The sequence below is a fragment of the Aminobacter sp. MDW-2 genome, from assembly GCF_014250155.1.
Lineage (GTDB): Bacteria > Pseudomonadota > Alphaproteobacteria > Rhizobiales > Rhizobiaceae > Aminobacter > Aminobacter ciceronei.
Map to the genome: position 1 here is coordinate 52677 of NZ_CP060197.1, position 23898 is coordinate 76574.

23 protein-coding genes are annotated in these 23898 nt (G+C 64.7%); 16 read left to right on the top strand and 7 right to left on the bottom strand.

Annotated features, from left to right (window positions below; all coding sequences use genetic code 11):
• Positions 1-48 precede the first annotated feature (48 nt).
• From H5P29_RS00250 to H5P29_RS00265, 4 genes are all read right to left on the bottom strand, one after another.
• Complete coding sequence (locus tag H5P29_RS00250) at positions 49-2022, bottom strand: NAD(P)-binding protein (protein WP_154384714.1); 1974 nt, start codon at positions 2020-2022, stop codon at positions 49-51.
• 376 nt (positions 2023-2398) lie between these two features.
• Entirely contained in the window at positions 2399-4207 is a 1809-nt protein-coding gene (gene lepA / locus H5P29_RS00255; protein ID WP_154384713.1) for a translation elongation factor 4, read from the bottom strand.
• Positions 4208-4264: 57 nt separating this feature from the next.
• On the bottom strand, positions 4265-4903 hold the full coding sequence (locus H5P29_RS00260) for an NrsF family protein (protein WP_067954494.1): 639 nt from the start codon (positions 4901-4903) through the stop codon (positions 4265-4267).
• An 11-nt stretch (positions 4904-4914) separates the two neighbouring features.
• The gene (locus H5P29_RS00265; RefSeq protein WP_067954496.1) at positions 4915-5451 is read right to left on the bottom strand and encodes a sigma-70 family RNA polymerase sigma factor; all 537 of its coding nucleotides are present in this window, start codon (positions 5449-5451) and stop codon (positions 4915-4917) included.
• Between the two features lie 192 nt (positions 5452-5643).
• On the opposite strand from H5P29_RS00265, the gene H5P29_RS00270 reads away from it, so the two are divergent.
• The 8 genes from H5P29_RS00270 (at position 5644) to H5P29_RS00305 (ending at position 10627) form a co-directional block, all read left to right on the top strand.
• On the top strand, positions 5644-5931 hold the full coding sequence (locus H5P29_RS00270) for a DUF2282 domain-containing protein (protein ID WP_067954498.1): 288 nt from the start codon (positions 5644-5646) through the stop codon (positions 5929-5931).
• 62 nt (positions 5932-5993) lie between these two features.
• A complete protein-coding gene (locus H5P29_RS00275) occupies positions 5994-6881 on the top strand; it encodes a DUF692 family multinuclear iron-containing protein (protein WP_154384712.1) in 888 nt (295 codons plus the stop codon).
• A 2-nt stretch (positions 6882-6883) separates the two neighbouring features.
• A complete protein-coding gene (locus H5P29_RS00280; RefSeq protein WP_154384711.1) occupies positions 6884-7648 on the top strand; it encodes a DNA-binding domain-containing protein in 765 nt (254 codons plus the stop codon).
• Positions 7645-8148 (top strand): DoxX family protein, encoded by a 504-nt coding sequence (locus H5P29_RS00285; protein ID WP_154384710.1) that lies wholly within the window; start codon positions 7645-7647, stop codon positions 8146-8148. Before H5P29_RS00280 ends, H5P29_RS00285 begins: the two co-directional genes overlap by 4 nt.
• Before the next feature lie 110 nt (positions 8149-8258).
• Positions 8259-8861: a GNAT family N-acetyltransferase gene (locus H5P29_RS00290; protein ID WP_083948223.1), complete on the top strand. Its 603-nt coding sequence runs from the start codon at positions 8259-8261 to the stop codon at positions 8859-8861.
• Positions 8862-8897: 36 nt separating this feature from the next.
• Complete coding sequence (locus H5P29_RS00295) at positions 8898-9647, top strand: hypothetical protein (RefSeq protein ID WP_154384709.1); 750 nt, start codon at positions 8898-8900, stop codon at positions 9645-9647.
• 168 nt (positions 9648-9815) lie between these two features.
• Positions 9816-10121 (top strand): hypothetical protein, encoded by a 306-nt coding sequence (locus H5P29_RS00300; protein ID WP_067954508.1) that lies wholly within the window; start codon positions 9816-9818, stop codon positions 10119-10121.
• Between the two features lie 167 nt (positions 10122-10288).
• Positions 10289-10627, top strand: a complete 339-nt coding sequence (locus H5P29_RS00305; RefSeq protein WP_154384708.1) for a hypothetical protein — start codon at positions 10289-10291, stop codon at positions 10625-10627.
• A gap of 47 nt (positions 10628-10674) precedes the next feature.
• On the opposite strand, the gene H5P29_RS00310 is transcribed toward H5P29_RS00305, so the two are convergent.
• Positions 10675-12660 carry a PhoX family phosphatase gene (locus H5P29_RS00310; protein WP_067954512.1) on the bottom strand — a complete coding sequence of 662 codons (1986 nt, stop codon included), beginning with the start codon at positions 12658-12660 and terminating at the stop codon, positions 10675-10677.
• A gap of 253 nt (positions 12661-12913) precedes the next feature.
• On the opposite strand from H5P29_RS00310, the gene H5P29_RS00315 reads away from it, so the two are divergent.
• From H5P29_RS00315 to H5P29_RS00325, 3 genes are all read left to right on the top strand, one after another.
• Entirely contained in the window at positions 12914-13600 is a 687-nt protein-coding gene (locus H5P29_RS00315; protein WP_067954514.1) for a phosphatase PAP2 family protein, read from the top strand.
• Positions 13601-13689: 89 nt separating this feature from the next.
• Positions 13690-13932: a helix-turn-helix domain-containing protein gene (locus tag H5P29_RS00320; protein ID WP_067954516.1), complete on the top strand. Its 243-nt coding sequence runs from the start codon at positions 13690-13692 to the stop codon at positions 13930-13932.
• 85 nt (positions 13933-14017) lie between these two features.
• On the top strand, positions 14018-15763 hold the full coding sequence (locus tag H5P29_RS00325; protein ID WP_154384707.1) for a SulP family inorganic anion transporter: 1746 nt from the start codon (positions 14018-14020) through the stop codon (positions 15761-15763).
• On the opposite strand, the gene H5P29_RS00330 is transcribed toward H5P29_RS00325, so the two are convergent.
• Complete coding sequence (locus H5P29_RS00330; protein ID WP_067954518.1) at positions 15760-17016, bottom strand: Hsp70 family protein; 1257 nt, start codon at positions 17014-17016, stop codon at positions 15760-15762. The two genes, H5P29_RS00325 and H5P29_RS00330, sit on opposite strands and share 4 nt — an antisense overlap.
• A gap of 230 nt (positions 17017-17246) precedes the next feature.
• Here H5P29_RS00330 and H5P29_RS00335 point away from each other — a divergent pair, with 230 nt between their 5' ends.
• The 5 genes from H5P29_RS00335 to H5P29_RS00355 all read left to right on the top strand — a co-directional run bounded on the left by H5P29_RS00335 (position 17247) and on the right by H5P29_RS00355 (position 22644).
• On the top strand, positions 17247-17864 hold the full coding sequence (locus tag H5P29_RS00335) for a LysE family translocator (RefSeq protein WP_154384706.1): 618 nt from the start codon (positions 17247-17249) through the stop codon (positions 17862-17864).
• A gap of 154 nt (positions 17865-18018) precedes the next feature.
• Positions 18019-18999, top strand: a complete 981-nt coding sequence (gene cysK / locus H5P29_RS00340) for a cysteine synthase A (protein ID WP_067954523.1) — start codon at positions 18019-18021, stop codon at positions 18997-18999.
• Between the two features lie 117 nt (positions 19000-19116).
• Complete coding sequence (locus tag H5P29_RS00345) at positions 19117-20073, top strand: TAXI family TRAP transporter solute-binding subunit (protein ID WP_154384705.1); 957 nt, start codon at positions 19117-19119, stop codon at positions 20071-20073.
• A gap of 82 nt (positions 20074-20155) precedes the next feature.
• Complete coding sequence (locus H5P29_RS00350; RefSeq protein WP_154384704.1) at positions 20156-22267, top strand: TRAP transporter permease; 2112 nt, start codon at positions 20156-20158, stop codon at positions 22265-22267.
• 2 nt (positions 22268-22269) lie between these two features.
• Positions 22270-22644: a DUF1850 domain-containing protein gene (locus H5P29_RS00355; RefSeq protein WP_067954528.1), complete on the top strand. Its 375-nt coding sequence runs from the start codon at positions 22270-22272 to the stop codon at positions 22642-22644.
• Here H5P29_RS00355 and H5P29_RS00360 read toward each other — a convergent pair.
• Entirely contained in the window at positions 22634-23896 is a 1263-nt protein-coding gene (locus tag H5P29_RS00360; protein ID WP_067954530.1) for an RNA polymerase sigma factor, read from the bottom strand. The two genes, H5P29_RS00355 and H5P29_RS00360, sit on opposite strands and share 11 nt — an antisense overlap.
• Positions 23897-23898 lie beyond the last annotated feature (2 nt).

Consider the following 23898-nt stretch of genomic DNA (forward strand, 5'->3'; position numbering starts at 1 on the left):
ACCTTCTCCCCGTGAACGGGGAGAAGGATAAAGCGTCGATCGCCCGCTTTAGAGCCCGATCTTCTCCGCCGGAGGCCCCGGGAAGCGGGCATAGTCGGGCGCTCCTTCAGGCGTCCCCAGCAGATCCCGTACCGCACGCACGCCCTGGTCGATCGCCGAATGGGCGTAGGCGTAAGCGCCGCTGTCGGCATTGGCGATCGAGATGCGGCCCCAGGGCTTGCGCGCGGCTTCGATGGGCAGCGGGCCGTCGGGCCAGAAGCCGTCGCCCGGACGCATGTATTCGTAGGCGTAGCCGTGCGACCAACGATTGCAGGTGATGGCCTCGATGTCGCGGGCCGGGTCGAAGCCGCCGCCTGACAGGGCGCGGCCGAGCAGGTCGCGGATCGAGCGCTCCATCTCCTCGAAGCTCAGCGCCATCATTGCCCGCCGCCCGGCCAGCGCCTGTTCGCGCGGGGCAAGGCCCGGGCTGGTCATCACCTTGGAGAGGTGCAAGATGACGGGATCCTCAGGCTTGTCGGCGAATTTGTAGGCGCCCATCGAGACGGGGTAATCGATGTCGGCGCCGCTCCAGAAATCGCCGCGCGCCCTGAAACCGTCGATCTTGAGCTTGTCGAAGGCCTCCCAGTTGCGCAGCTGGACGTTGGTGTAGATCAGCGGCACCTTCTGCTGGTCGTTGAGGGCAGCTGTCTGCTCAGTGCCGAGTTCGTCGGTGAGATAGGGAATGACCCGGTGCCAGCAGGCGAGCACGACGTGCCCGGCCTTGATGCTGACCGGCTTGCCTGCGGCGTCGGCATAGGTGACGGTAACCGAGCTGGCGCTGCCTGGGGCGCCATCATGCGCGACCTTGACGACTGTCGAATTCAGCCTGATGCGGACAGCGTTTTCCGGCTTGTCGAGGGCTGAATAGTCGACGGTTTCGGTAACCAGCTCCTCCATTGTCGTGCCGGCAAGCGCGCCTGGCACCAGCGCGCGTACAAGAGCACGGGCGATGCCGGCATTGCCGTCGGGGAAATGGTAGATGTAGTCGTCGGGGTCGGTGAAGGCGAGACGGCCGGACGGGCTGTTGTATTTCGACACAGCCTCGCCGAGATCCATACCGTCGAAACCCGGATTTCCGTTGGCGCGCGCGTCGAGTGCGCTCGCAGTGTCGATGCCGACGCCGAAATAGCCATTGGTCGAGGTGGCAAAATAGTCAGCGACTTGCGGGTCGACCTTGGCATGGTCGAGCAGGAACGCCCTGTAGGTGATCTCCGACAGTTTCTGCAGGCGCTGCTCGCTGTTTAGGCCGGGCAGATAGTCGCCGGGCGCTTCCATAAGCTGGATCAGGTCGGCCTTGGCCTTGTCGTTGAGCGGTGTGTTGGCCACCCATTCGGCCGGCTTGCCCTTGCGGATCACCAGCCTGTCCTCGCCCCACTGCTCCTTGGAGAAGAAGATGGCGCCCGACAGGCCGCGATCATCGGACCATTTCTGATCGTAGAAGGTTTCGAAGCGTTTGGGCTCGATGCCGATGTCGGCGAGCAGCGCGTTGACGGCGGGGCTGAAGTAACTCGGCGTCTGCATCGACTGGCTGCCGCCATAACCGATCAGCTTCGAACCATTCGAAGCGGTGAATTCGTTGCGCTTGGCGTGGCCGCCGAAATCGGCGAGCGGATCGACGATCAGCACACGCTTGTCGGGGCCGGCCTGTTTGCGGAAGGCATGTGCGGCGGCAAGGCCCGAAATACCGGCACCGACGACGACGAGGTCGTAGCTCTCGGCGCTCGACGTGACCGGGCCGGCGTCGGACCAGTAGGTGCCGTCGCGGACGGCATGCATGACATTCTGGGCAGTGTCGGTCTGCCCCTGCAGCTCCGCAGCGGCAGGCGGGTAGGCGGTGGCGGCAGCTTGCGCGCGTGCCTGGCCGGGGCCCATGGCGCGCAAGGCCACCGCGCCGCCGATCGCCATCGCCACGCCGTCCATGAAATCGCGCCTTGTTATGGCGCGGTCCATACCCAGTTTCTTGTCCTTTTCAGTCCAGTTCATGATGTTCCCTCTGGCAGAATGCGAGGGGAAGGCTAGCCATCTTCACGATGTCAGTAAATCGATAGAACAGTCGAAGACGCGTGGCCGCGAATAATTCGACGCTGCGGTGCAATACGCGTTTGCACTGCGGGATGACTATAGATGGAGTGGAGACGATTGTTGAGGGCGAGATAAGCCGGGTCGCGATCAGCATGCGGCGTTGATACTTTTAGGAGATCGCGCAGAGTTGCGCCGCCCCTCATCCGGCCCTGCGGGCCACCGCCCTCCGTTATGGCTCCGGGCGTTCGTCGCTTCAGTCGACACATCATTGTCGACTGATCGAACGTTGGCCGGGCACTCCTCACCCCCGTGAACGGGGAGTAGGAAATAGAGAACGCTAGTTGTCGCCCATCTTGAGCGCCTGGATAAAGGCTTCCTGCGGGATGTCGACCTTGCCGAACTGGCGCATGCGCTTCTTGCCCTCTTTCTGCTTCTCGAGCAGCTTGCGCTTGCGGGTGACGTCGCCGCCGTAGCACTTGGCGGTGACGTCCTTGCGCAGCGCCGAGATGGTCTCGCGAGCAATGACCTTGCCGCCGATGGCGGCCTGGACCGGGATCTTGAACATGTGCTGCGGGATCAGTTCCTTCAGCTTCTCGACCATGACGCGGCCGCGCTTTTCGGCCGCTGTGCGGTGGACGAGCATGGACAGCGCATCGACGGGCTCTTCATTGACCAGGATCGACATCTTGACGAGGTCGCCTTCGCGGTAGTCGGTCAGGTGATAGTCGAAGGAGGCGTAGCCCTTGGAGATCGACTTGAGGCGATCGTAGAAGTCGAACACGACCTCGTTGAGCGGCAGATCGTAGACCAGCATGGCGCGCTTGCCGACATAAGAGAGGTCGGCCTGGATGCCGCGGCGCTCCTGGCAGAGTTTCAGGATCGAGCCGAGATAATCGTCCGGGGTGAGGATGGTGGCGCGGATCCACGGCTCCTCGATCGCGGCGATCTTGACCACGTCGGGCATGTCGGCGGGATTGTGCAGTTCCTTGGTCGACCCGTCATTGAGGTTCATGCGGTAGACGACGCTGGGGGCGGTGGCGATGAGGTCGAGGTTGAACTCGCGCTCGAGCCGCTCCTGGATGATCTCGAGATGCAGCAGGCCGAGGAAGCCGCAGCGGAAACCGAAGCCGAGTGCGGCCGAGGTTTCCATTTCGAAGGAGAAGCTGGCGTCGTTGAGGCGCAGCTTGCCCATGGCGGCGCGGAGGTCCTCGAAATCGGCGGCGTCGACCGGGAACAGGCCGCAGAACACCACCGGCTGGGCCGGCTTGAAGCCCGGCAGGGCCTTTGCGGTGGGGCGCTTGTCCTCGGTGATGGTGTCGCCGACGCGGGTGTCGGCCACTTCCTTGATCGAGCCGGTGAAGAAGCCGAATTCACCCGGGCCGAGCTCGTCGACCTGGACCATCTTCGGCGTGAAGACGCCGGTACGCTCGACCAGATATTTGGCGTTGGTCTCCATCATCCGGATGGTCTGGCCCTTCTTGAGCTTGCCATCGATGATGCGCACCAGGACGATGACGCCGAGATAGGTGTCGTACCAGCTGTCGACCAGCATCGCCTTAAGCGGCGCGTCGATGTCGCCCTCGCGCGGCGGCGGCAACTGGGTGACGATCGCTTCCAGAACGTCGGGAATGCCGAGACCCGTCTTGGCCGAGATGTAGACGGCCTGCGAGGCGTCGATGCCGATGACTTCCTCGACCTGCTCCTTGATGCGCTCGGGCTCGGCGGCGGGCAGGTCGATCTTGTTGAGGACGACGACGATCTCGTGGTTGTTGTCGATGGCCTGGTAGACGTTGGCGAGCGTCTGGGCCTCGACGCCCTGGCTGGCGTCGACGACGAGGAGCGAGCCCTCGCAGGCCGACAGCGAGCGCGAGACTTCATAGGCGAAGTCGACGTGTCCGGGCGTGTCGATCAGGTTGAGGATGTAATCCTCGCCATTGTTGGCACGGTAGTTGAGCCGAACGGTCTGGGCCTTGATGGTGATGCCGCGCTCGCGCTCAATGTCCATGTTGTCGAGCACCTGCTCGGTCATCTCGCGCAGTTCCAGCCCGCCGGTGGACTGGATCAGCCGGTCGGCAAGCGTCGACTTGCCATGATCGATATGGGCAACGATGGAGAAATTGCGGATGTGGTCGAGCGGTGTGGTCATGCGCCGCGCTTTAGCAGGGGCCGCAAGGGTTAACAAGCGCGGCTTTGCGGCGCTTTGCTACCAGCGCAGGACGTACCGGCCGGCGATCGCGCCGACGACGGTCAGGATGGCGATGGCCAGCGTGTACCAGGTGGCGACGAAAAACGGCGAGTCGTCGAAGCAGTGGGCGGCGTAGAGCGTCGCGGCAAGGCCGCCGGCGAGCAGGCCGCAGGCGGCACCGGCGAGGCTGGGCCGCGTCGGCGCGCCCTGGCGCATGGCGACGAGGAAGATGGCGAGCGGGCCGAGACCGATGAGTGGGATCAGCGTCAGGCAAACCATGTTGTTGGTGCCGACAAGCCGGGTCGCCCATTCAGAAGGGGCAATGGTGGTGAGTTCGATCAGGACCGCGCCGAGCAGGATGGCGGGTGCGGCAGCGAGCAACGCGACACGCATGCCAAGCCGCGCACCGGGACGGGCGACTGCAATAGCCACCGCACCCGATGTGGCAACCAGCGCCAGGGTGACAACGAATTTGAGGAGGAAACGCCAGGTTTCGGCGGCGGCGGCAAAATCGGCGCGCGGGCCGGCGACGACGGAAAAGACGACAGCGGCAATGACGCTTGCCGCAACGAAGGCGGCGCGCAGCAGCGTGCCGAACGAACGCCGGCCTGCTGCCGCGTCGCTGGAAATCGCCTTGATGAGATTCTTCGTTTCCATTTCCGTTCCGTTCAGTCCTGTCTGAAGCGATGCGCGATCGCCTTGAGGCCGCGATGCAGCGCCACCCGCACCGCCGTCTCGGTCATGCCAAGCGCATTGGCCGTCTCGCCGATCGAGGCACCCTCGACCGAAACCGAGGCAACGACACTGCGCTGCACCGGGGCCAGGCCGTCGAGCGCACGGCCGATGTCGCGCTCGCCCACTTCGTCCTTCTCGGGCTCGGCGAGCGTTTCGGCGAAGTCTGCGATGTCGACCTCAATGCGCTTGCCGCGGCGGCGGAAGGCATCGATCAGCTTGTAGCGGGCGATGGCGTAGACCCAAGGCGTCACTGCTTCATCCTGGCGCCAGGTATGACGCTTCAGATGAATCGCAAGCAGAACCTCCTGGACGACATCCTCCGGCTCGACGCCGCCATGCACGATACGTCTGCGGCAGTATCCGCGCACCAATTGCGCCACGCCATCGAGAAAGGCAGCGTATGCGCCTTCGTCACCTGAAATTGCCGCCCTGAAAAGCCGAGCGAGTTCGGCGTCATCCGTCCTCGTCAAGCCTGTCTTCCTTCTCTTCGGCTTAAAAAGCCGTTTGTTACTTCAGTCGACGCAGAAATGTTACAACGCCAACTGCCGTCTCACTCACGAAACCGTGTTCACGGCCCGGCGTAACGAATGGCGAGGTGCCGGCGAAGTCGACGGCATGGGACGCAGAACGCTTCCCTGTCAATCCTTTATCAGGAGAACGTCATGAATCGCCAGACCCTAGCCCTTGCTCTCGCCGGCTCGCTCGCATCGGCACTTGCCTCGTCCGCCTTTGCCGCCCCGCTGCCGGCTGAAAAGATGGTCGGCATGGAAAAGTGCTACGGCATTTCGCTGAAGGGCCAGAACGATTGCGCCGCGGGAGCAGGCACGACCTGCGCCGGCACCTCGACCATGGACTATCAGGGCAACGCCTGGAAGGCCGTGCCGGCCGGCACCTGCACGACGATGGACGTCGACGGTCACAAGGGCATGCTCGAGCCAACTGCCATGTGATGCACATGGGGCCCGGCGCGCCGGGCCCCATCTCGCCTGCCCGACCCATCCGAGCACCCAGCATGAATACCGGTACACAAAGCGGCCAGTCCCTACCCGCCCGCGCGGGCCTTGGCCTCAAACCCGAGCACATAGGCGAAATCATCGCGACCGAGCCCGAAATCGGCTTCTTCGAGGTCCATGCCGAGAATTATATGGGCGACGGCGGTGCGCCGCACCGGACACTGTCCGAGATCGTTGCGCGCTATCCGCTGTCGCTGCACGGCGTCGGATTGTCGATCGGGGCCGAACGACCACTCGACAAGGCGCATCTGGCGCGGCTGCGGCGGCTGATCGACCGCTACCAGCCGCAGTCCTTTTCCGAACATCTGGCCTGGTCGACGCATGACGCCGGCTTCCTGAACGACCTGCTGCCGCTGCCCTATACGAACCGGACGCTGGCGCATGTCAGCGCCCATGTCGACGAGGTGCAGCAGGCGGTGGGGCGGCGCATGCTGCTCGAAAATCCCTCGACCTACATCCTGTTCGAAGACAGCACGATCGACGAGATCGACTTCCTCGACGCCATTGCCGAAAGGACCGGCTGCGGGCTGCTGCTCGACGTCAACAACGTGATGGTGTCGGCCATCAACCACAGGCTCGACCCGTTCGCTTACATCGACCGCTTCCCGGTCGAGCGCGTCGGCGAGATCCACCTCGCCGGCTATGACGAGACCGTCGACGGCGCCGGTGACCGGCTGCTGATCGACGCCCACAATTCGACAGTCGCCGACGACGTCTTTTCGCTCTATCGCCACACGATCGGCCGCACCGGCCCGGTACCGACGCTGATCGAATGGGACAATGACGTGCCGGCCTTTGCCGTGCTGCTGGCGGAGGCCACGCGCGCCGAGGCCGTGCTCGACGAGGCAGCGCTGCGGCGCGATGCGCGGTTTTCCAGGCGCGCGTGACGATGGACCAGAACACGTTTGCCTCAGCCTTGCTCGATGCCACACGACCGCTGCCGGACGGCGTGACCAGCGCGCGCGGCGAGGCTGATGCGGCGCGCTTCGCCGTCTACCGCAACAATATCGCGGTTTCGCTCTCCAAGGCGCTGAGCCAGCGTTTCCCGGTCCTGCGGCGGCTTGTCGGCGACGACTTCTTCAACGGCATGGCACGCGCCTTCATCGCAACGACGCTGCCCGATAGCCCGGTGATGTTTGCCTATGGCGACAGCTTTCCCGATTTCGTCGCCGGCTTCGCCCCGGCCGCCGCCCTGCCCTATCTCGCCGACACGGCGCGGCTGGAGGCCTACTGGACCCGCGCCTACCACGCCGCCGACATCGTTCCGCTCGACGTCGCGGCGCTGGCAAGGCTGGCGCCCGAGCGGCTCGGCAGCGCCACCCTCATTGCGCATCCGGCGGCGGCGCTGGTTCGTTCGAAGTTTTCCATCGGGACGATCTGGCAGGCCCACCAGGGCGACGAGGTCCGCGTGCAGACGGTGCTCGAGCCGGAGAGCATCGTGATCACCCGGCCGGACATCGAGGTGGCCGTGCATGTCATCGCCGAGGCGGACGCGGTGTTCGCGGCAGCGCTGTTGCGCGGCGACAGCATCGGCGACGCCGCGGCTGAAGCCTTCGACACGGACCCGGCATTCGACTTCGGCCGCGCCATCGTCGGCCTGGTCGCGCTCGGCATGTTCGCCGGCGTGGCTGACCAACAAGGAGACATGAGATGAGCGACATCAACCACGCGCCAATGGCGCACAAGGCCGGCTTGGGCTCCGCGATCCGGCGCATTGAGTCAGCGATTGCGGCGATCCCCGAGGCGCTGCCACTCCTGGCGCTGCGCTTTGCCATCGCCGTGCCGTTCTTCAAGTCGGGACTGACCAAATGGGACGGCTTCCTGACGCTGTCCAACGGCGCGCGCTATCTGTTTACCCAGGAGTTTTCGCTGCACATCCTCGGCAGCCAGTACCCCTATCCGGCGCCGATCCTGATGGCGACGCTGGCAGGCATCGGCGAGATTGTGCTGCCGATCCTGCTGGTGCTGGGGCTCGGCACGCGCTTTGCCGCCCTCGGCATCCTGGCGATGACGGCAGTGATCCAACTGACGGTGCCGGAGGGCTGGGCCAATTTCCATCTGCCCTGGGCGGCGATGGCATTGGCGCTGGCTGCTTATGGGGGCGGACAGCTTTCTCTGGACAGGCTGGTTGGCCTTGGCGCACGTAAAGACTGAGGTGGTGGCGGGCCTGCCCGAGACACACGCGGTCGGCGGTTGACGCCGCCCGGAACGCGCGCTCCTATACTGCCGCAGCGAGGGGACGCTGTGGACTGGAGGAGCATGTCATGCCCGAAAAGGCGCACCGCGACGAGGGTTTGACTGCCGAGGCGCGGCCCGCCACCAAGGAGGACGCCGCGATCCTGGCCAAGCTGGTCAACATGGCTGGCGACGGGCTGCCGCTTTATCTCTGGACCAAGATGGCCGAAGGTGGCGACCCCTGGGAGGTCGGCCGCCAGCGGGCGCAACGCGAGCAAGGCAGCTTTTCCTATCGCAACGCGGTGGTACTGGAACATGGCAAGGTGATTGCCTGCCTGATCGGCTATCCGATCGAGCCGTCGTTGCCCGACCCCGACACGCCGGCGATGTTCGTGCCATTCAACATGCTCGAGGCGATGGCGGTGGGCAGCTGGTATGTCAACGTCATGGCGACGCTGCCGGAGGCACGGGCGCGCGGCTACGGCTCGCGGCTACTGGCCATGGCCGACGCGATCGCCGAGGCCACCGGCTGCACCGGCACCAGCCTGATCGTTTCGGACGCCAACACCAAGGCCCGCCATCTCTATGAAAGCGTCGGCTATCGCGAGGTCGCCTCCGAGCCGATGGTCAAGGATGGCTGGACCGGTGCAGGCGAGAACTGGGTGCTGATGGTCAAGCCGCGAACGGGATGAGCGCGCAGGGGGAACCCGCCGCATGGACGTTTCAGGATGAAATTCTGCAACGACAACGTCATGGCCTTTGACGCGTCGCGCCGGGTCTTCGGTCCCGGCGAGACGCTGACCTTCGACGATGCCTATAGGCTTGCCCATCTGCCGCTGGTTGCTCCAGGCCATGCCGAGATCATTGCCGGCAAGGACGGCACGGATTATCGCAATGGCCGCTATGACACGCCGCGCCATTCGCTTGTCGTCCCCATCGACGCCCAGGCGCTCGGCCGCAGCGATACGTTCCAAGCATTCGAGGCGGAGCTGCGTTCGTTTTCGTTCAGCGACAAGATCGCCTGGCAGCTCGGCCGCGAGCGCGCCGGCAAGCTGCATGCCACCATCGTCGGTGGCCTGTCCGAGCCCGACATCGCGCGGTGCGTGCAGGCTGTGACCGTAGCGCTCGCGCCGCTGGGAGCACTTGCCCTGCGCCTCGGCGGGCCGTTCCTCGGCCGGATCAACACCGGCCGGATCTACCTGCCGGTCTATCCCTGCTGCCACCACGACGAAGATGTCTTCGGCCTGGTCCAGCAAGCCTGCGGCGCGCGGCAGACCCGCTTCCATGTGGTCGGCCTCTACCATTTCGCGGCGGCTCTGACCGCTGCGGAGACGACTGATCTGGCAGGATTGGCGGAGCGGTGGCGGCGGCGCGTGTTGGCCGAACTGCCGGTGACGTCGCTGGCGGTGATGGCGACGAACGACGACCTGGCGCTTTCCGGGCGGATTGTTGCAACGATCCCCGTGAGTGGCGAATAGGCTGTCGGGTTGCCGCCCGACAGCCTGTTTTCGCGGGATGGCAAGAGGCCTCAAAGATCGTCCGAACTTTTTTCCAGCTCCGCCGTGAACCTTCTTCTCCAGCCCCGACACACACGATCGTGGCGGCCGGTGAGCCGCAAGATCAAAGTGTCCCAGAGGAGAACCGAAATGAACATGACCAACACCATCATCCGCTCGTCGCTGATCGCGACGCTCGCACTTTCGATGTCGGCCTTTGCCGGTGCTGCATCGGCTGCCCAGCTCAAGGCCCGCGTGCCGGCACCGCCGCCGCACCAGCTCGGCCTCAAGGCGCCGGGCGGCGGACAGACCCACGGCCATGTCGAGACCTGCAACAACAAGGCGTCGTGCAACCTGATGATCTCCTATTGCATCAGCCATGGCGGCGACTGGGAGGAGACCGGCACACCGGGCCCGCAGGGCGAACCGCAGAAGGGCAAGTGTACCTATCCCTGATGGAATCAGGGGTTCCCAAGACCTGAAGCCAAGCGCCCTCCCGTTTCCGGACGGGAGGGTTTTTGCGTCGCATGGCGCCATAACGTTGGAGCGTGTCGCCGCTCTGCTTGACGTTGGCGCGGCATTCGGAGCAAATCGCCGGACATTTGTGGGAGCTTGCCTGAAAAATGTCCGTCGTCGGCCTTTCGCTGCTCGGTTTTTCGACCGTCATCTTCCTGATCGCTGCGATGGTGGCCAAGACCTGGGGCGTCGAGCCGACCATCGGCAAGCTGGTGGTGACGCTGATCCTCTATTCGCTGGGCAACCTGATCATGCTGCGCCTGGTGCGCGACTTCGGCATGTCGGTGTCATTCTCGCTGTCGGCGGTGATCCAGTTGATCGCCGTCAACGCGGTGGCCATCATCTATTTCGGCGAGAGGCTGAGCGGCATACAGGGCATCGGCGTCGGGCTCGCGGTGGTGGCGGTGGCGCTGATCACGCTCGGGCCGGCGCTGGCCGGAAAATGAAAACGGCCGCTGAACGCGGCCGCTTCCCTCAGGCACAAAGACTTCTATCAGACGGCGATCTTGCCGCCGCCCTGCCTGGTGATGGCGACGACGGCCGGTCGGACCGGCATATCGGGCTTGAAGTCGGGCCAGCGCGTCGACAGGTCCTCATAATAGGACGGACGGCCAAAGCCTTCCCAATCCTCGCCACCGTCGGCCGGATGCTGGACGGCAACGAATGCGGTCTGGTCGTCGGGCGTGAACAGCGGGCCGCACATCTCGGCGCCGACAGGCACGCGGAAGAACAGCTTCGAGGTGGCGCGCGCCGCGCCCTCGGTGTCGACGGCCCACAGGCCGTCGGTGCGGCCGGTGGCCTTGGGCGAATTTCCGTCAGTCGACACCCACAGGCGGCCGGCGGAGTCGACGGCGCAGTTGTCGGGCATTCCGAACCAGCCATTTTGGGTGGTCGAAGTCGAAAATGACGCGCCGACCTCGGCGACCGACGGGTCACCACACTTGAGCAGCACTTCCCACTTGCCCTTGGTGGCGGTGAAATCGCTGCCGTCCTCGATCAGTTCGATGATGTGGCCGAAGGCGTTTTCGGCGCGCGGGTTGGCAGCGTCGACCTGGTCGGCCTTGCGCTTGGTGTTGTTGGTCAGCATGACATAGACCTTGCCGTTGACGGCATTGGGCTGGATGTCCTCGGGGCGGTCCATCTTGGTGGCACCGAGCAGGTCGGCGGCGCGGCGCGTCTCGATGACCACGTCGGCCTGGCTGACAAAGCCGTTGTCGGCCGTGAGCGGGCCGTCGCCCTGGACCAGCGGCAGCCAGGCGAAGGTGCCGTCCTCGGCGAATTTGGCGACGTAGAGCGTGCCGTCGTCGAGCAGGTCGAGATTGGCGGCACGGTCGTCGGGGTTGAACTTGCCCTTGGTCACGAACTTGTAGACGTAGTCGAAGCGCTCGTCGTCGCCGAGATAGAAGACGACGCGGCCGTCGCTGGCCACGATGGATTCAGCGCCCTCGTGCTTGAAGCGACCGAGTGCCGTGCGCTTCTTAGGCAGCGAGTTCGGGTCGTTGACGTCGACCTCGACGATCCAGCCGAAGCGGTTGGGCTCATTCGGTTCCTTGGAGACGTCGAAGCGGTCGTAGAACTTGAACCACTCATAAGTGCCTTCCGGCACGCCGAGGCGCTTGTAGTTGGCGGCCTCCGGATGATCGGCCGGCAGCTCGCCACCGAAATAACCGTGGAAGTTTTCCTCAGCCATGATGTAGGTGCCCCAGGGCGTGACGCCGCCGGCGCAGTTGTTGAGCGTGCCGTACACCTTGGTACCGGTGGCATCGGCATTGGTCTTCAGGCGATCATGGCCGGCGGCCGGGCCGGTCAGCTGCATCTCGGTGGTCGAAGTGATGCGGCGGTTGAGCTTGCCGTCGCGGACCGGATGCCACTTGCCCGCTTCCTTGCGGATCTCGACGATGGTGCCGCCATGGGCCGCCATCTCGATGTCGACGCGCTTCTGGTCCGCTGGCGCGACCTCGATCTTGCCCTCGACGATCTTGACGATGCCGGGGAACATCAGGTGCTCGTTGGTGTATTCGTGGTTGACCACCAGCAGGCCGTGCTCGGACGAGCCTTCGAGGGCGATATAGCCGACATAATCGTTGTTGTAGCCGAACTGCTTGGCCTGGGCTTCCGCCGACTGGTTGGTCGGATCGAATTCGGGCGCGTCGGCGAAGATCGGATCACCCCAGCGCAACAGCACGTCGGCGTCGTAGCCAGCGGCGACGTGATGCTTGTCGTCGATGCCGGCCTCGATCTCGTCGAAGGCAAAAGCGGAGGCAGAGGCGGCGCGGGCGTCGTCGGCGAGCAGGATTGCGATGGGGCTTACGGTTGCGGCGATGGCCGAGACGGCGAGCGAACCCTGGAGGAAGCTGCGGCGGGAGAAGCGCTTGGCGATGATGTCGCCCATGGTGCGGTTGTCGGTCGGGTTGTGACCGGGACCGTCATTCTCCTCGAGCATCGAGGTGCGGAATTTCTGATCATGGGGCTGGTTCATGGCGTCGACCTCTGGCTGGGGTGTTCGGCTTGGGGTTCGCCGAGACCGCTAGTTGCCGTGCATAACAACAGCATGACAGATTGGCCGAAAATCCACAGCACCCAAAAACGTGACCTGAGTGCTCACGCGAGTTGGTTTGCTGCGACCTTTTGCATTGCATGCCTTTTCTTTGGGAAAGCCATCCCCACCTGTTGCGAATGGGTCGGGAAGCGGCCATCCCAAGGGCAGAACAGCCCCGAGACACGGCAGGACGATGCAGCAGAGATTGTGGAACAGGATCGAGTTTTCGCTTTTGGCGGCGGGCATCATCATTGCCGGCGGCCTGTGGGGCTTCGTCGAGTTGTCGGAGATCGCCCGCGACGCCGCACCGCACGCCTTCGATACCGACATCCTGCTGTTCTTCCGCGCGGCCGGCAACACCGCCGATCCGATCGGCCCCTCCTGGGTGGAAGAGGCGATGCGCGATATCACAGCGCTGGGCAGCGCCTCGGTGCTGATCTACATCACCGCGATCAGCATCATCTATCTCGGCATGTCCAGGCGCTGGGGACCGGCGCTGTTCGTATTCGTCTCGGTCGCCGGCGGCCAGGTGCTGTCGAGCCTGCTCAAGCTCGGCATCGACCGCCCCAGGCCCGACCTCGTGCCGCATCTGGCGCAGGTGCACACGATGAGCTTTCCAAGCGGCCACGCCATGCTATCGGCGGTCACCTATCTGACGCTGGGGGCGCTGCTGGCACGCTTCCTGCCCGGGCGGGCGGCGACGGTCTTCGTCTTTGCCATCGGCATCCTGACCACGCTCATGGTCGGCATCAGCCGCGTCTATCTCGGCGTGCACTGGCCTTCGGACGTGCTAGCGGGCTGGTGCGCGGGCTTTGCCTGGGCGACTTTGTGCTGGCTGATCAGCCGCCGCTTCATGCGGCCGGCCGAGGCCGATGAATGATATGGGGCTCAGGCATCAATAATGATGCTTGAAACATCATCATGAATGTATGATACATTCGTGATGCGGATCGAGACGGGACCACCTCAGTGATCACAGCCGCACAGATGCGCGCCGCAAGAGCGCTGGCAGGCATCGACCAGAAGACGCTCGCCGAAATGGCCGGTGTCTCGGTGCCGACGATCCAGCGCATGGAAGCAAGCGAGGGCGTGGTGCGTGGCGTGGTCGATACGCTGACCAAGGTCATCCAGGCGATCGAAGATGCCGGGGTGGAACTGATCGGCGAGAGCGAGACCGGCGGTCGGGGCGTGCGCCTGAAGAAGAAGGCGTGAAGCTTCCGGCTATCCGCATGATGTAGTCGCGACGGCGACCGCCGACAGTCTTGCCGACGAAGCCGCCGCGTTTCCAGTGGTGCGGATGATGAATGCGGGCGGCAATCCAAGGCGATACGGATCAGGGAAGCACGGGCAACCGACTTTCGCGGAACTGTTCACGCCCAAGCTGGTGACTGTTTTCCGCGAGGGCTATGGCGCGCTGCAGTTCAAGGCCGACGCGATTTCGGGGCTGACGGTGGCAATCGTGGCTCTGCCATTATCGATGGCAATCGCCATCGCATCGGGTGTGTCGCCTGACAAAGGGCTGTTCACGGCAATCGTCGGCGGCTTCATAGTCTCGGCTCTCGGCGGCAGCCGCTTCCAGATCGGTGGTCCGGCAGGCGCCTTCATCGTTCTGGTGGCGGCAACGGTGGCGCGCGAAGGCGTGGACGGGCTGATCCTCGCCACTGTCATGGCTGGGGTGTTCCTGGCGGCGATCGGCTATCTCCGGCTCGGAACCTACATCAAGTTCATTCCCTATCCGGTGACGGTGGGTTTCACCGCAGGCATCGCCGTGATCATCTTCGCCAGCCAGATCAGCGAGATGTTCGGACTGACGCTCAGCGGCAAGGAACCGGGTCCGCTTGTGCCGAAGTTGATGGCACTGGTTGATGCGATGGGCACGCTCAACATCGCGGCCCTGGCGATTACGGTGCTGACCATTGGCACCATCCTGATGCTCAAACGCTGGCGCCCCGGCTGGCCGGGCATGCTGATCGCGGTCGGCGTCGCTTCCATGGCCGTTGCCCTGCTGGACCTGCCGGTAGAAACCATCGGCACGCGTTTCGGTGGCATTCCGCGCGGCCTGCCCTGGCCTGCCCTGCCCAGCTTCGGTGTGGACAAGGCGATTGCGGTACTGCCGGACGCGCTTGCCTTCGCGCTGCTCGGCGCGATCGAGTCACTGCTGTCCGCCGTCGTTGCCGACGGCATGACCGGCAGGCGGCATCGCTCGAACTGCGAACTGGTGGCACAAGGCTTTGCCAATATCGGTGCCGCGCTGTTTGGAGGCATCTGCGTGACCGGTACGATTGCCCGAACGGCAACCAATGTGCGGGCGGGCGCGCACGGCCCGGTATCAGGCATTCTGCATTCGCTGTTCTTGCTCGCCTTCATGCTGGTAGCCGCACCGCTTGCCGCCTACATCCCGCTCGCAGCTCTCGCCGGTGTGCTGGCGGTCGTGGCCTGGAACATGATCGAAAAGCAGGCCTTCGCGACACTGATCCGCTCGTCATGGGGGGACGCGCTGGTGCTGATGGTCACATTCCTGCTGGTGGTGTTCCGCGACCTGACCGAAGGCATCGTCGTCGGCTTCGCGCTCGGTTCGATCCTGTTCATCGACCGCATGGCAAAAAGCATCGCGGTGGAGAGCGATCAGCCACTGGTGCAGGAGGATGTCGCCGACGCCACCAATGGCAGCCGCCACGCCTATGAGGCGAGCGATGCGGGCGATGCCGACACCGTCATCTACCGTATCTCGGGCGCGTTCTTCTTTGGCGCGGCCTCGACGGTGGGGGCTGTGCTCGACCGCATCGCCGACCAGCGCAAGAATTTCATTCTCGACTGCTCGGGCGTGCCGTTTCTCGATTCCACCGCAGCGAACGTGCTCGAAGGCGCCGCACGCAAGGCACGGCAGGCAGGTGTCCGCTTCTTCATCACAGGAGCATCGCCGCAGACGCGACGGATGCTGATCAACCACGGCGTCAAGCATCCCGCCGTCAGTTACGCCGCCTCAGTGCGGGACGCACTCGACCTGCTCAAGCCCGGGAAGACCAGCACCCTGGAGCGTTAAGCAAATTTGCGCTGGGCGTCGAGGGCGAGGCCGAGACCGACGGAGCCGAAGGCGTCACCCTGTACGATCTGGGCGCCCGGCACCAGCGCCAGGATGCTTTCGCGCGCCAGCGGGATGGCGGTCGAGCCGCCGGTCAGGAACACGGCGGTGATGTCCTTGGCGCCGACCTGCGCTTCGGCAAGAGTGTCGGCGACGGTCGCGGTAACGCGCTCGACGGCACCGCGGATAGTGTCTTCCAAGCCTTGCCTGGTCAGCGACGCCGTGAACTTGGCGCCCGGCAGGGCGACGTCGATGGCGGTTTCGGTCGCATCGGTCAGCTCGATCTTGGCCTTTTCGACCTTGGTCGCCAGCGCGTGACCGAAACGCTGATCGACGACCTCGATCATCCTGTCGATAAGATCGGGACGCTCGGCCTCGAAGCGGATTGCGCGCAAGTCGAGCATCGCCTTGGGCGTGTAGAGCAGGTTGATGCGCTGCCAGGTGGCGAGGTCGATGAAATAGCCCGCCGGCAGGTTGCGTTTGCCGTCCTTGGTCGGCGTGAGGTAGCCGAGTTCGGGCATGACGTGGGCAATCGACAGCAGGCGGTCGAAATCAGTACCGCCGATATGGACACCGCGATTGGCCAGGATGTCGGCCTTGCGGTCGCCGGAAGTGGCGCGCTCGGGCGAGACGCGGACGATGGAGAAGTCGGAGGTGCCGCCGCCCATGTCGACGATCAGCGCCAGTTCCTCGCGCGTCACCGTGCGCTCATAGTCGAGTGCGGCGGCGATCGGCTCGAACTGGAAATCGATGTGCTTGAAGCCCTGGGCGCGGGCGGCTTTTTCGAGCTCGCTCTGGGCAGCCGCGTCGGCCTCGGGATTGTCGTCGACGAACTGCACCGGACGGCCGAGCACGACGTTTTCGACCGGTTCGCCGACGTGGTTCTCCAGGCGGTCCTTGAGATGGCCGACGAACATGCCGACGATGTCGGTGAAGGCGATGTAACGCGCCTTGATGCGCGTCTTCTCATGCACCAGCGAGGAGCCGAGCACGCTCTTCAGCGCGCGCATCAGGCGGCCTTCGGCGCCGTCGGTGTATTCGCCGATGGCGCGGCGACCAAGGGCCGTCTGGTTGTCCTCGAAGTTGAAGAAGATGGCCGACGGCAGTGTGACGTTTTCACCCTCGAGCGCAACGAGGCGCGGACGGCCGTTCTCGATAACGCCGACGGTCGAATTGGAAGTGCCGAAGTCTATGCCGCCGAAAGCCGGTCGCATCACCTAGTCCTGAATTTTGTGCATGAACGGGCGACCCCATGCGTCTGCCGGGCCGCAATCGGACCGTGCGCCTACACGACGGGGGGACGAATGTCGATCTCTCCAGGGCATTTTCTGAGCGTACAGGGCAAATTCCTGAAAAATGTGAACGCTGGCCCAATCCCCGCGGCATTCCATGGATACCGCTTTCGTGCGATAGCGCGACCATTCAATCCTGCCTGGATTCCGCCATGACCCTTACAGGTTTTCTTGCCTATAGCGGTGCGCTCGCCATCGCTGCCGCCATTCCTGGTCCGGGCGTGACGGCGCTGGTGGCGCGCGCGCTCGGCTCGGGCTTCCGCTCGTCGTTGGCCATGTCGCTCGGGATCGTGCTCGGCGATCTCACCTATCTCACCGCCGTAGCGCTTGGCCTTGCCTTTGTCGCCCAGTCCTTCGGCATGGTGTTCCTGGCGATCAAGTGGCTCGGCGTCGCCTATCTCGCCTGGCTCGCCTGGAATTTCTGGACCAGCGGCATCACGCCGGAGACGGTCGAGGCAAGGAACGGCAAGGGCGGACTGTTCTCGAGCTTCCTCGCCGGGCTGACGGTGACCTTGGGCAATCCCAAGTCGATGATCTTCTACATGGCGATCATGCCGACGGTCGTCGACCTGCATGCGTTGACGCTGGGCGACTACGGCATTCTCGTCGCTGTCACGATCGTCGTGCTGCTGATCGTGCTGGTGCCCTACCTGGCGCTGGCTTCGCAGGCGCGCTGGTTCCTCAAGACGCCGCGCGCGCTCAAGCTGCTCAACCGCACCGCAGCCGGTTTCATGGTTGGTGCCGCCGCTGCCATCGCGGTCCGCCAGTAGACAGGCGGACTGGAATTTCATTCCTACAAATCAAGGCCCACGGAAACATGTTTCCGTGGGCCTTGCCTAATCAGCACGGCACCCACTCGGAATTTGCCCTGCGACCCCCTATCTTCGCAGTTCACATCTCAGGCAATCCTAGGGAGCGAAATCGATGAACAAGCCCGTTACCTCCACGCGCGTACCAGGTCGCGGACGCGTCTATGGCTCCATCACCGAAACCATCGGCGACACGCCGCTGGTACGGCTCGACAAGTTCGCCAGGGAGAAGGGCGTCGTCGCGAACCTGATCGCCAAGCTGGAGTTCTTCAACCCGATCGCGTCGGTCAAGGACCGCATCGGCGTCGCCATGGTCGAGGCGCTGGAAGCCGCCGGCCGCATCGAGCCGGGCAAAAGCACGCTGATCGAACCGACGTCGGGCAATACCGGCATCGCGCTTGCCTTTGCCGCCGCCGCCAAAGGCTACAAGCTGATCCTGACCATGCCGGAGACGATGTCGATCGAGCGCCGCAAGATGCTGGCGCTGCTCGGTGCCGAACTGGTGCTGACCGAAGGCGCCAAGGGCATGAAGGGCGCAATTGCCAAGGCCGAGGAGCTGGTGCAGACAATTCCCAACGCGATCATTCCGCAGCAGTTCGAAAACCCGGCCAATCCCGAGATCCATCGCCAGACGACGGCCGAGGAGATCTGGAACGACACGCAGGGGTCGATCGACATCTTCGTTGCCGGCATCGGCACCGGCGGCACGATCACCGGCGTCGGCCAGGTGATCAAGGCCCGCAAGCCTTCGCTGCATGTCGTGGCAGTCGAGCCCGAGGGTTCGCCGGTGCTGTCGGGCGGCCAGCCCGGCCCGCACAAGATTCAGGGCATCGGCGCCGGCTTCGCGCCCAAAGTGCTCGACACGACCGTCTATGACGAGATCATCAAGGTTTCGAACGAGGATGCGGTGGCAAACGCCCGCCTCGTCGCGCGTCTCGAAGGCGTGCCGGTCGGCATCTCCTCGGGTGCAGCGCTGCAGGCTGCAGTGATCGTCGGCTCGCGGCCGGAGAATGCCGGCAAGAACATCGTTGTGGTAATCCCGTCCTTTGCGGAGCGGTATCTGTCGACGGTGCTGTTCGAAGGGCTGGGCGGCTGAGGACGAAGCGTAGGTTTGCTGTGAACAATTGAGGCTTGGCATTTGACCTCCTCCCGCTAACATGCCCGCAAGTCGGCGCAGACCAGAGCGCGGGCGCGTCAATCGGAGGAGAGATACATGCTGCATCTGAAGTCGAAGCTATTTGCTGCCGGCGCCGTGGCCATCGGTGTCGCCCTGGCCGCAGTTCCGGCCACGGCGGAACAGTTCATCAACGTGCTGACCGGAGGCACTTCGGGCGTGTATTATCCGCTCGGTGTCGCGTTGTCGGAAATCTACGGCAAGAGCATCAAGGACGTGCGCACTCAGGTGCAGGCAACCAAGGCGTCGGTGGAGAACTTGAACCTTCTGCAGCAGGGCAAGGGCGAAATAGGCTTCGCACTCGGCGATTCCGTCAAGGCGGCCTGGGAAGGCGACACCGAGGCAGGCTTCAGCAAGAAGCTCGACAAGCTGCGGGCGATCGCCGCCATCTATCCGAACTATGTGCAGATCGTGGCCGCCAAGGAATCCGGAATCAGCAGCTTCACCGACCTGAAAGGCAAGAGCCTTTCCGTCGGCGCCCCCAAGTCGGGCACAGAGCTCAATGCTCGCGCCATCTTCGGAGCGCTCGGCATGAGCTACCAGGACCTCGGCAAGACCGAATACCTGCCGTTTGGCGAGTCGGTCGAGTTGATCAAGAACCGGCAGCTCGACGCCACCTTGCAGTCTGCCGGACTTGGCGTCGCGTCGATCAAAGACCTTGCGGTGTCGTTGCCGATCACCGTCGTGGCGGTGCCGGCCGACGTCGCCGAGAAGCTGGGCGCACCATTCCAGGCAGCCACGATTCCGGCGGGCACATATGAAGGCCAGTCGGCCGACGTGCCGACGCTGGCGATCACCAACATCCTCGTGACGAATTCCGACGTGTCGGACGACCTCGCTTATGAAATGACCAAGCAGTTGTTCGACAATCTCGACCAGATGACAGCAGCCCATGCCGCGGCGAAGGCGATCTCCGCCGATAGCGCCGCCAAGGGCCTGCCCATCCCGCTGCATCCGGGCGCGGAACGCTATTACAAGGAAAAGGGCCTGATGTAGGCCCGGCCCACGCACAGGCCTGATCCAGCTGGGCGACACCTTGCCGCCCTAACTTCCAACATAGCCCTTGCCGGAGCCAGCGATGTCGCGACCCGACGTCTCCCCGCCCGCAGCCGATTTCCATGACCCGACCGGCAGCGGCTTTGCCAAGACACCCGAAGGCCGGCTGCTGTTTTGGACGGCGGTTGCCTTCTCGCTGTTCCAGATCGCCACGGCGGCCCATGTGCTGAGCGTGCCGAGCCAGGTCCTGCGGGCGACCCATGTCGCCTTCCTGCTGCTGTTGGCCTTTCCACTGGTGGCGACGGCGCGCGGCGCCGGTGCGACCGGCAAGGCGCTGGCCTGGGGGCTCGCCTTCCTCGGCGTTGCGGTGGCAACCTACCAGTTCATCGAATATGAACCGTTGATCCTGAGGGCCGGCGACCTGAACCAGGTCGACCTGGTCTTCGGCGTGATCGCCCTGGCAACCGTATTCCTCGCCGCCTATGCGATGATGGGACCGGCATTGCCGATCATTTCGGGAAGCTTCCTTCTTTACGCGTTGTTCGGCCAGTACCTGCCGTCGCCGTTGAACCATCGCGGCTACGACTTCTCGCAAGTCATCGACCAGCTGGCCTACGGCACCGAGGGTATCTACGGTATTCCGATCTACGTCTCGGCGACCTACATCTTCCTGTTCATCCTGTTCGGCTCGTTCCTCGAACGCGCGGGCATGATCAAGCTGTTCACCGACATCTCGCTGGGCTGCGTCGGGCACGCGCGCGGTGGCGCCGCCAAGGTAGCGGTAATCGCTTCGGGCATGATGGGCACGATTTCCGGTTCTGGCGTGGCCAATGTGGTGACCACCGGGCAGTTCACGATCCCACTGATGAAGCGGTTCGGCTACCGCCCTGCCTTTGCCGGCGGCGTCGAGGCGACCGCGTCGATGGGTGGGCAGATCATGCCGCCGGTGATGGGCGCGGTGGCTTTCATCATGGCCGAGACGCTGGGCGTGGAGTACTACGAGGTGGTGAAGGCAGCGCTCATTCCGGCCCTGCTGTATTTTGCCTCAGCATTCTGGATGGTGCATCTCGAAGCGGGCAAGCACGGGCTGCACGGGCTGCCGCGGGCGGACCTGCCCTCGCCGATCCGCGCGCTGCGCGAAGGCTGGTTCCTTATCCTGCCGCTGGCGGTGCTGATCTACCTGCTGTTTTCCGGGTATACGCCGCTGTATGCCGGAACCATCGGCCTGGCGATGACGGTTCTGCTGATCCTCGGCGGTTCGGTGGCGCTGCGGCTGCCTTCAATGGTCATCCGGATGGTCTTCTGGATCGGGCTTGGCCTGGTGGCAGCGAGCTTCTTTCGCATCGGCATCGGCGCGATCCTTGTTGCGGCAGCGGCCCTGATCGCCGTCAACGCCTTCGTCAGCGGCGGCCGCGACACGCTGATCTCGTGCCGCGACGCCCTTGCGGAAGGCGCCAGGACGGCGCTGCCGGTGGGCGTCGCCTGCGCCGTCGTCGGCGTCATCATCGGCACGATGACGCTGACCGGAGTCGCGACAACCTTCGGCGCGTTCATCGTTTCGGTGGGCGAATCGAGCCTGTTCCTGTCGCTGGTCCTGACGATGGTGACCTGCATCGTGCTTGGCATGGGCATTCCAACCATCCCGAACTACATCATCACCTCGTCAATCGCCGGGCCAGCCCTGCTCGAACTGGGCGTGCCGCTTCTGGTCAGCCACATGTTCGTGTTCTACTTCGGTATCCTGGCCGACTTGACGCCACCGGTGGCGCTTGCCTGTTTTGCTGCGGCGCCAATCGCGCGCGAGAGCGGACTGAAGATCTCGTTCGAGGCCATCAAGGTCGCAGCAGCAGGCTTCGTCATTCCGTTCATGGCGGTCTACACTCCCTCGCTCATGCTTCAGGAAGGCGGGCCGATGGCAGCCGCCATCGGTTACTGGCCGGCAGTCGCCTACATCGTCTTCAAGACCGGGTTGGCCATCGCCCTCTGGGGCGCCGCAGTCGTCGGCTTCCTGCGCAGGCGCATGGTCGCATGGGAACGCCTGCTGGCGACCGCAGCGGCCTTCACCTTGGTCGCCGCCCTGCCGATGACGGACGAAATCGGTTTCGCGCTTGCGGCCGTGATCATAGGGCTTCACTGGCTGCGCACGCGCGGACAGCCCGAAGCTGGAGCGGCAGCAGGGAGCAACAAGGCCTGACCGTGGGCTTGTGCATAGTCGCCGGCTCAAAGGCGGCCGCGCTCGCGGTGGCCGCCTTCACGCTGAGCTGGACACATTCGGTGGAAAAACTGCGCTGGGAAGAAGACTGGCGCGTGAGCGACGGTAAACTCCAGATCGTTGGCGCCCGCGTGCAGGGCTCGGGCGCCGGCATGGACCCGCCCGAAGGCGCTGTCTTCGACAACGGCTGGTGGCGCTACACACCGAAGGTCGGCCCACAGGAAGTGCTGGTGCTGGCCGCATCGGGCGCCACCGGCGACGGCTGGCTGCTCTGCTCCAGTGAAGGCTGCCTGACGCTTGGCGAAGACGCCGAAGCGACGGTAATGCTGCGCGCCTGCGACCCCGCGCTCAGCCGCTGACCTGCCCGCGGCGTGAAGCTGCGTCGCCTCTGCGGCGCTTGAGGAACCGGCGCACGGCCTGGTCGGGTTCGAGGCCGATGGCGAGTTCATAGGCCTTGTCGGCTTCGGCGAGATTGCCTGAGAGCGTCAGCAATTCGGCACGCGCCGCCCAATAGGGCTGGTACTCGTTGAGCCTGGCGTCGTCGATGGCGTCGAGCAGGGCCAGACCTTGTTCGGGCGCGCCGGCATAGGCGACAGCCACCGCGTGGTTGACGGCAACGACCGGCGAGGCCGAGAGCGTCATCAGCCCGGCATAAAGGGTGGCGATCGCCGCCCAGTCGGTGCGGCCGGCAAAACGGCGCGCGGCATGGGCCGACTGGATGGCCGCCTCGATCTGGTAGCGGCCGATGCCTCCGAAGGCGCCGGCGCGCTGCAGCAATGCATCGGCCTCGCCGATCAGGCCAGCATCCCACAACAAGGTGTCCTGCTCGCCGAGCGGCACAAACTCGCCCAGCGGGTTACGGCGGGCCGGCCGGCGCGCCTCGGCATGCAGCATCAGGGACAGCAGGCAGAGCGCCTCCGGTTCGTCCGGCAGCAGGTCGACCACCAGCCGGCCGAGCCAGATGGCTTCGGAAGCGAGGTTGCGGCGGCGGGATTCGGCACCGCTGGCGTCGGTCCAGCCTTCGGCGAATGCTGCGTAGATCGCTTCCAGAACGGCCAGCAGCCTTTCGCCGAGCTCGGCCTTTTCGGGAATGCGGAACGGGATGCCGGCATGCTTGATACGCGACTTCGCCCGCACCAGCCGCTGACTCATCGTCGAGGGCGAGACGAGGAAGGCCGAGGCGATGGTGGCGGCATCGAAGCCGAGGATCGTCTGCAGGATCAACGGGGCACGCACGCCGGCGTCGATCGCCGGATGGGCGCAGGCGAAGATCAGGCCAAGCCGGTCGTCGGGACATTTCTCGCGCGCCATCTCCTGTTCCAGTTCTTCGCCAATGAGCCTGAGATGGGCCTGGCCCGCTTCGCCGGTCATGCGCCGACGCCGCTGGTCGATGGACCGTCGCCGCGCCACTGTCAGCAGCCAGGCCTCGGGATGGTCCGGCACGCCGGTCTCTGGCCATCTGGACAAGGCCGCGGCGAAAGCGTCGGCAAGCGCGTCCTCGGCACCGGCGACATCGCGGGTGCGCGCCGCCAGCCAGGCAACGAGCCTGCCGTAGCTCTGGCGGGCAGCGGCTTCCGCCGCCGCCCGCGCCTGTTCGGCGCCCTGAGCCATGC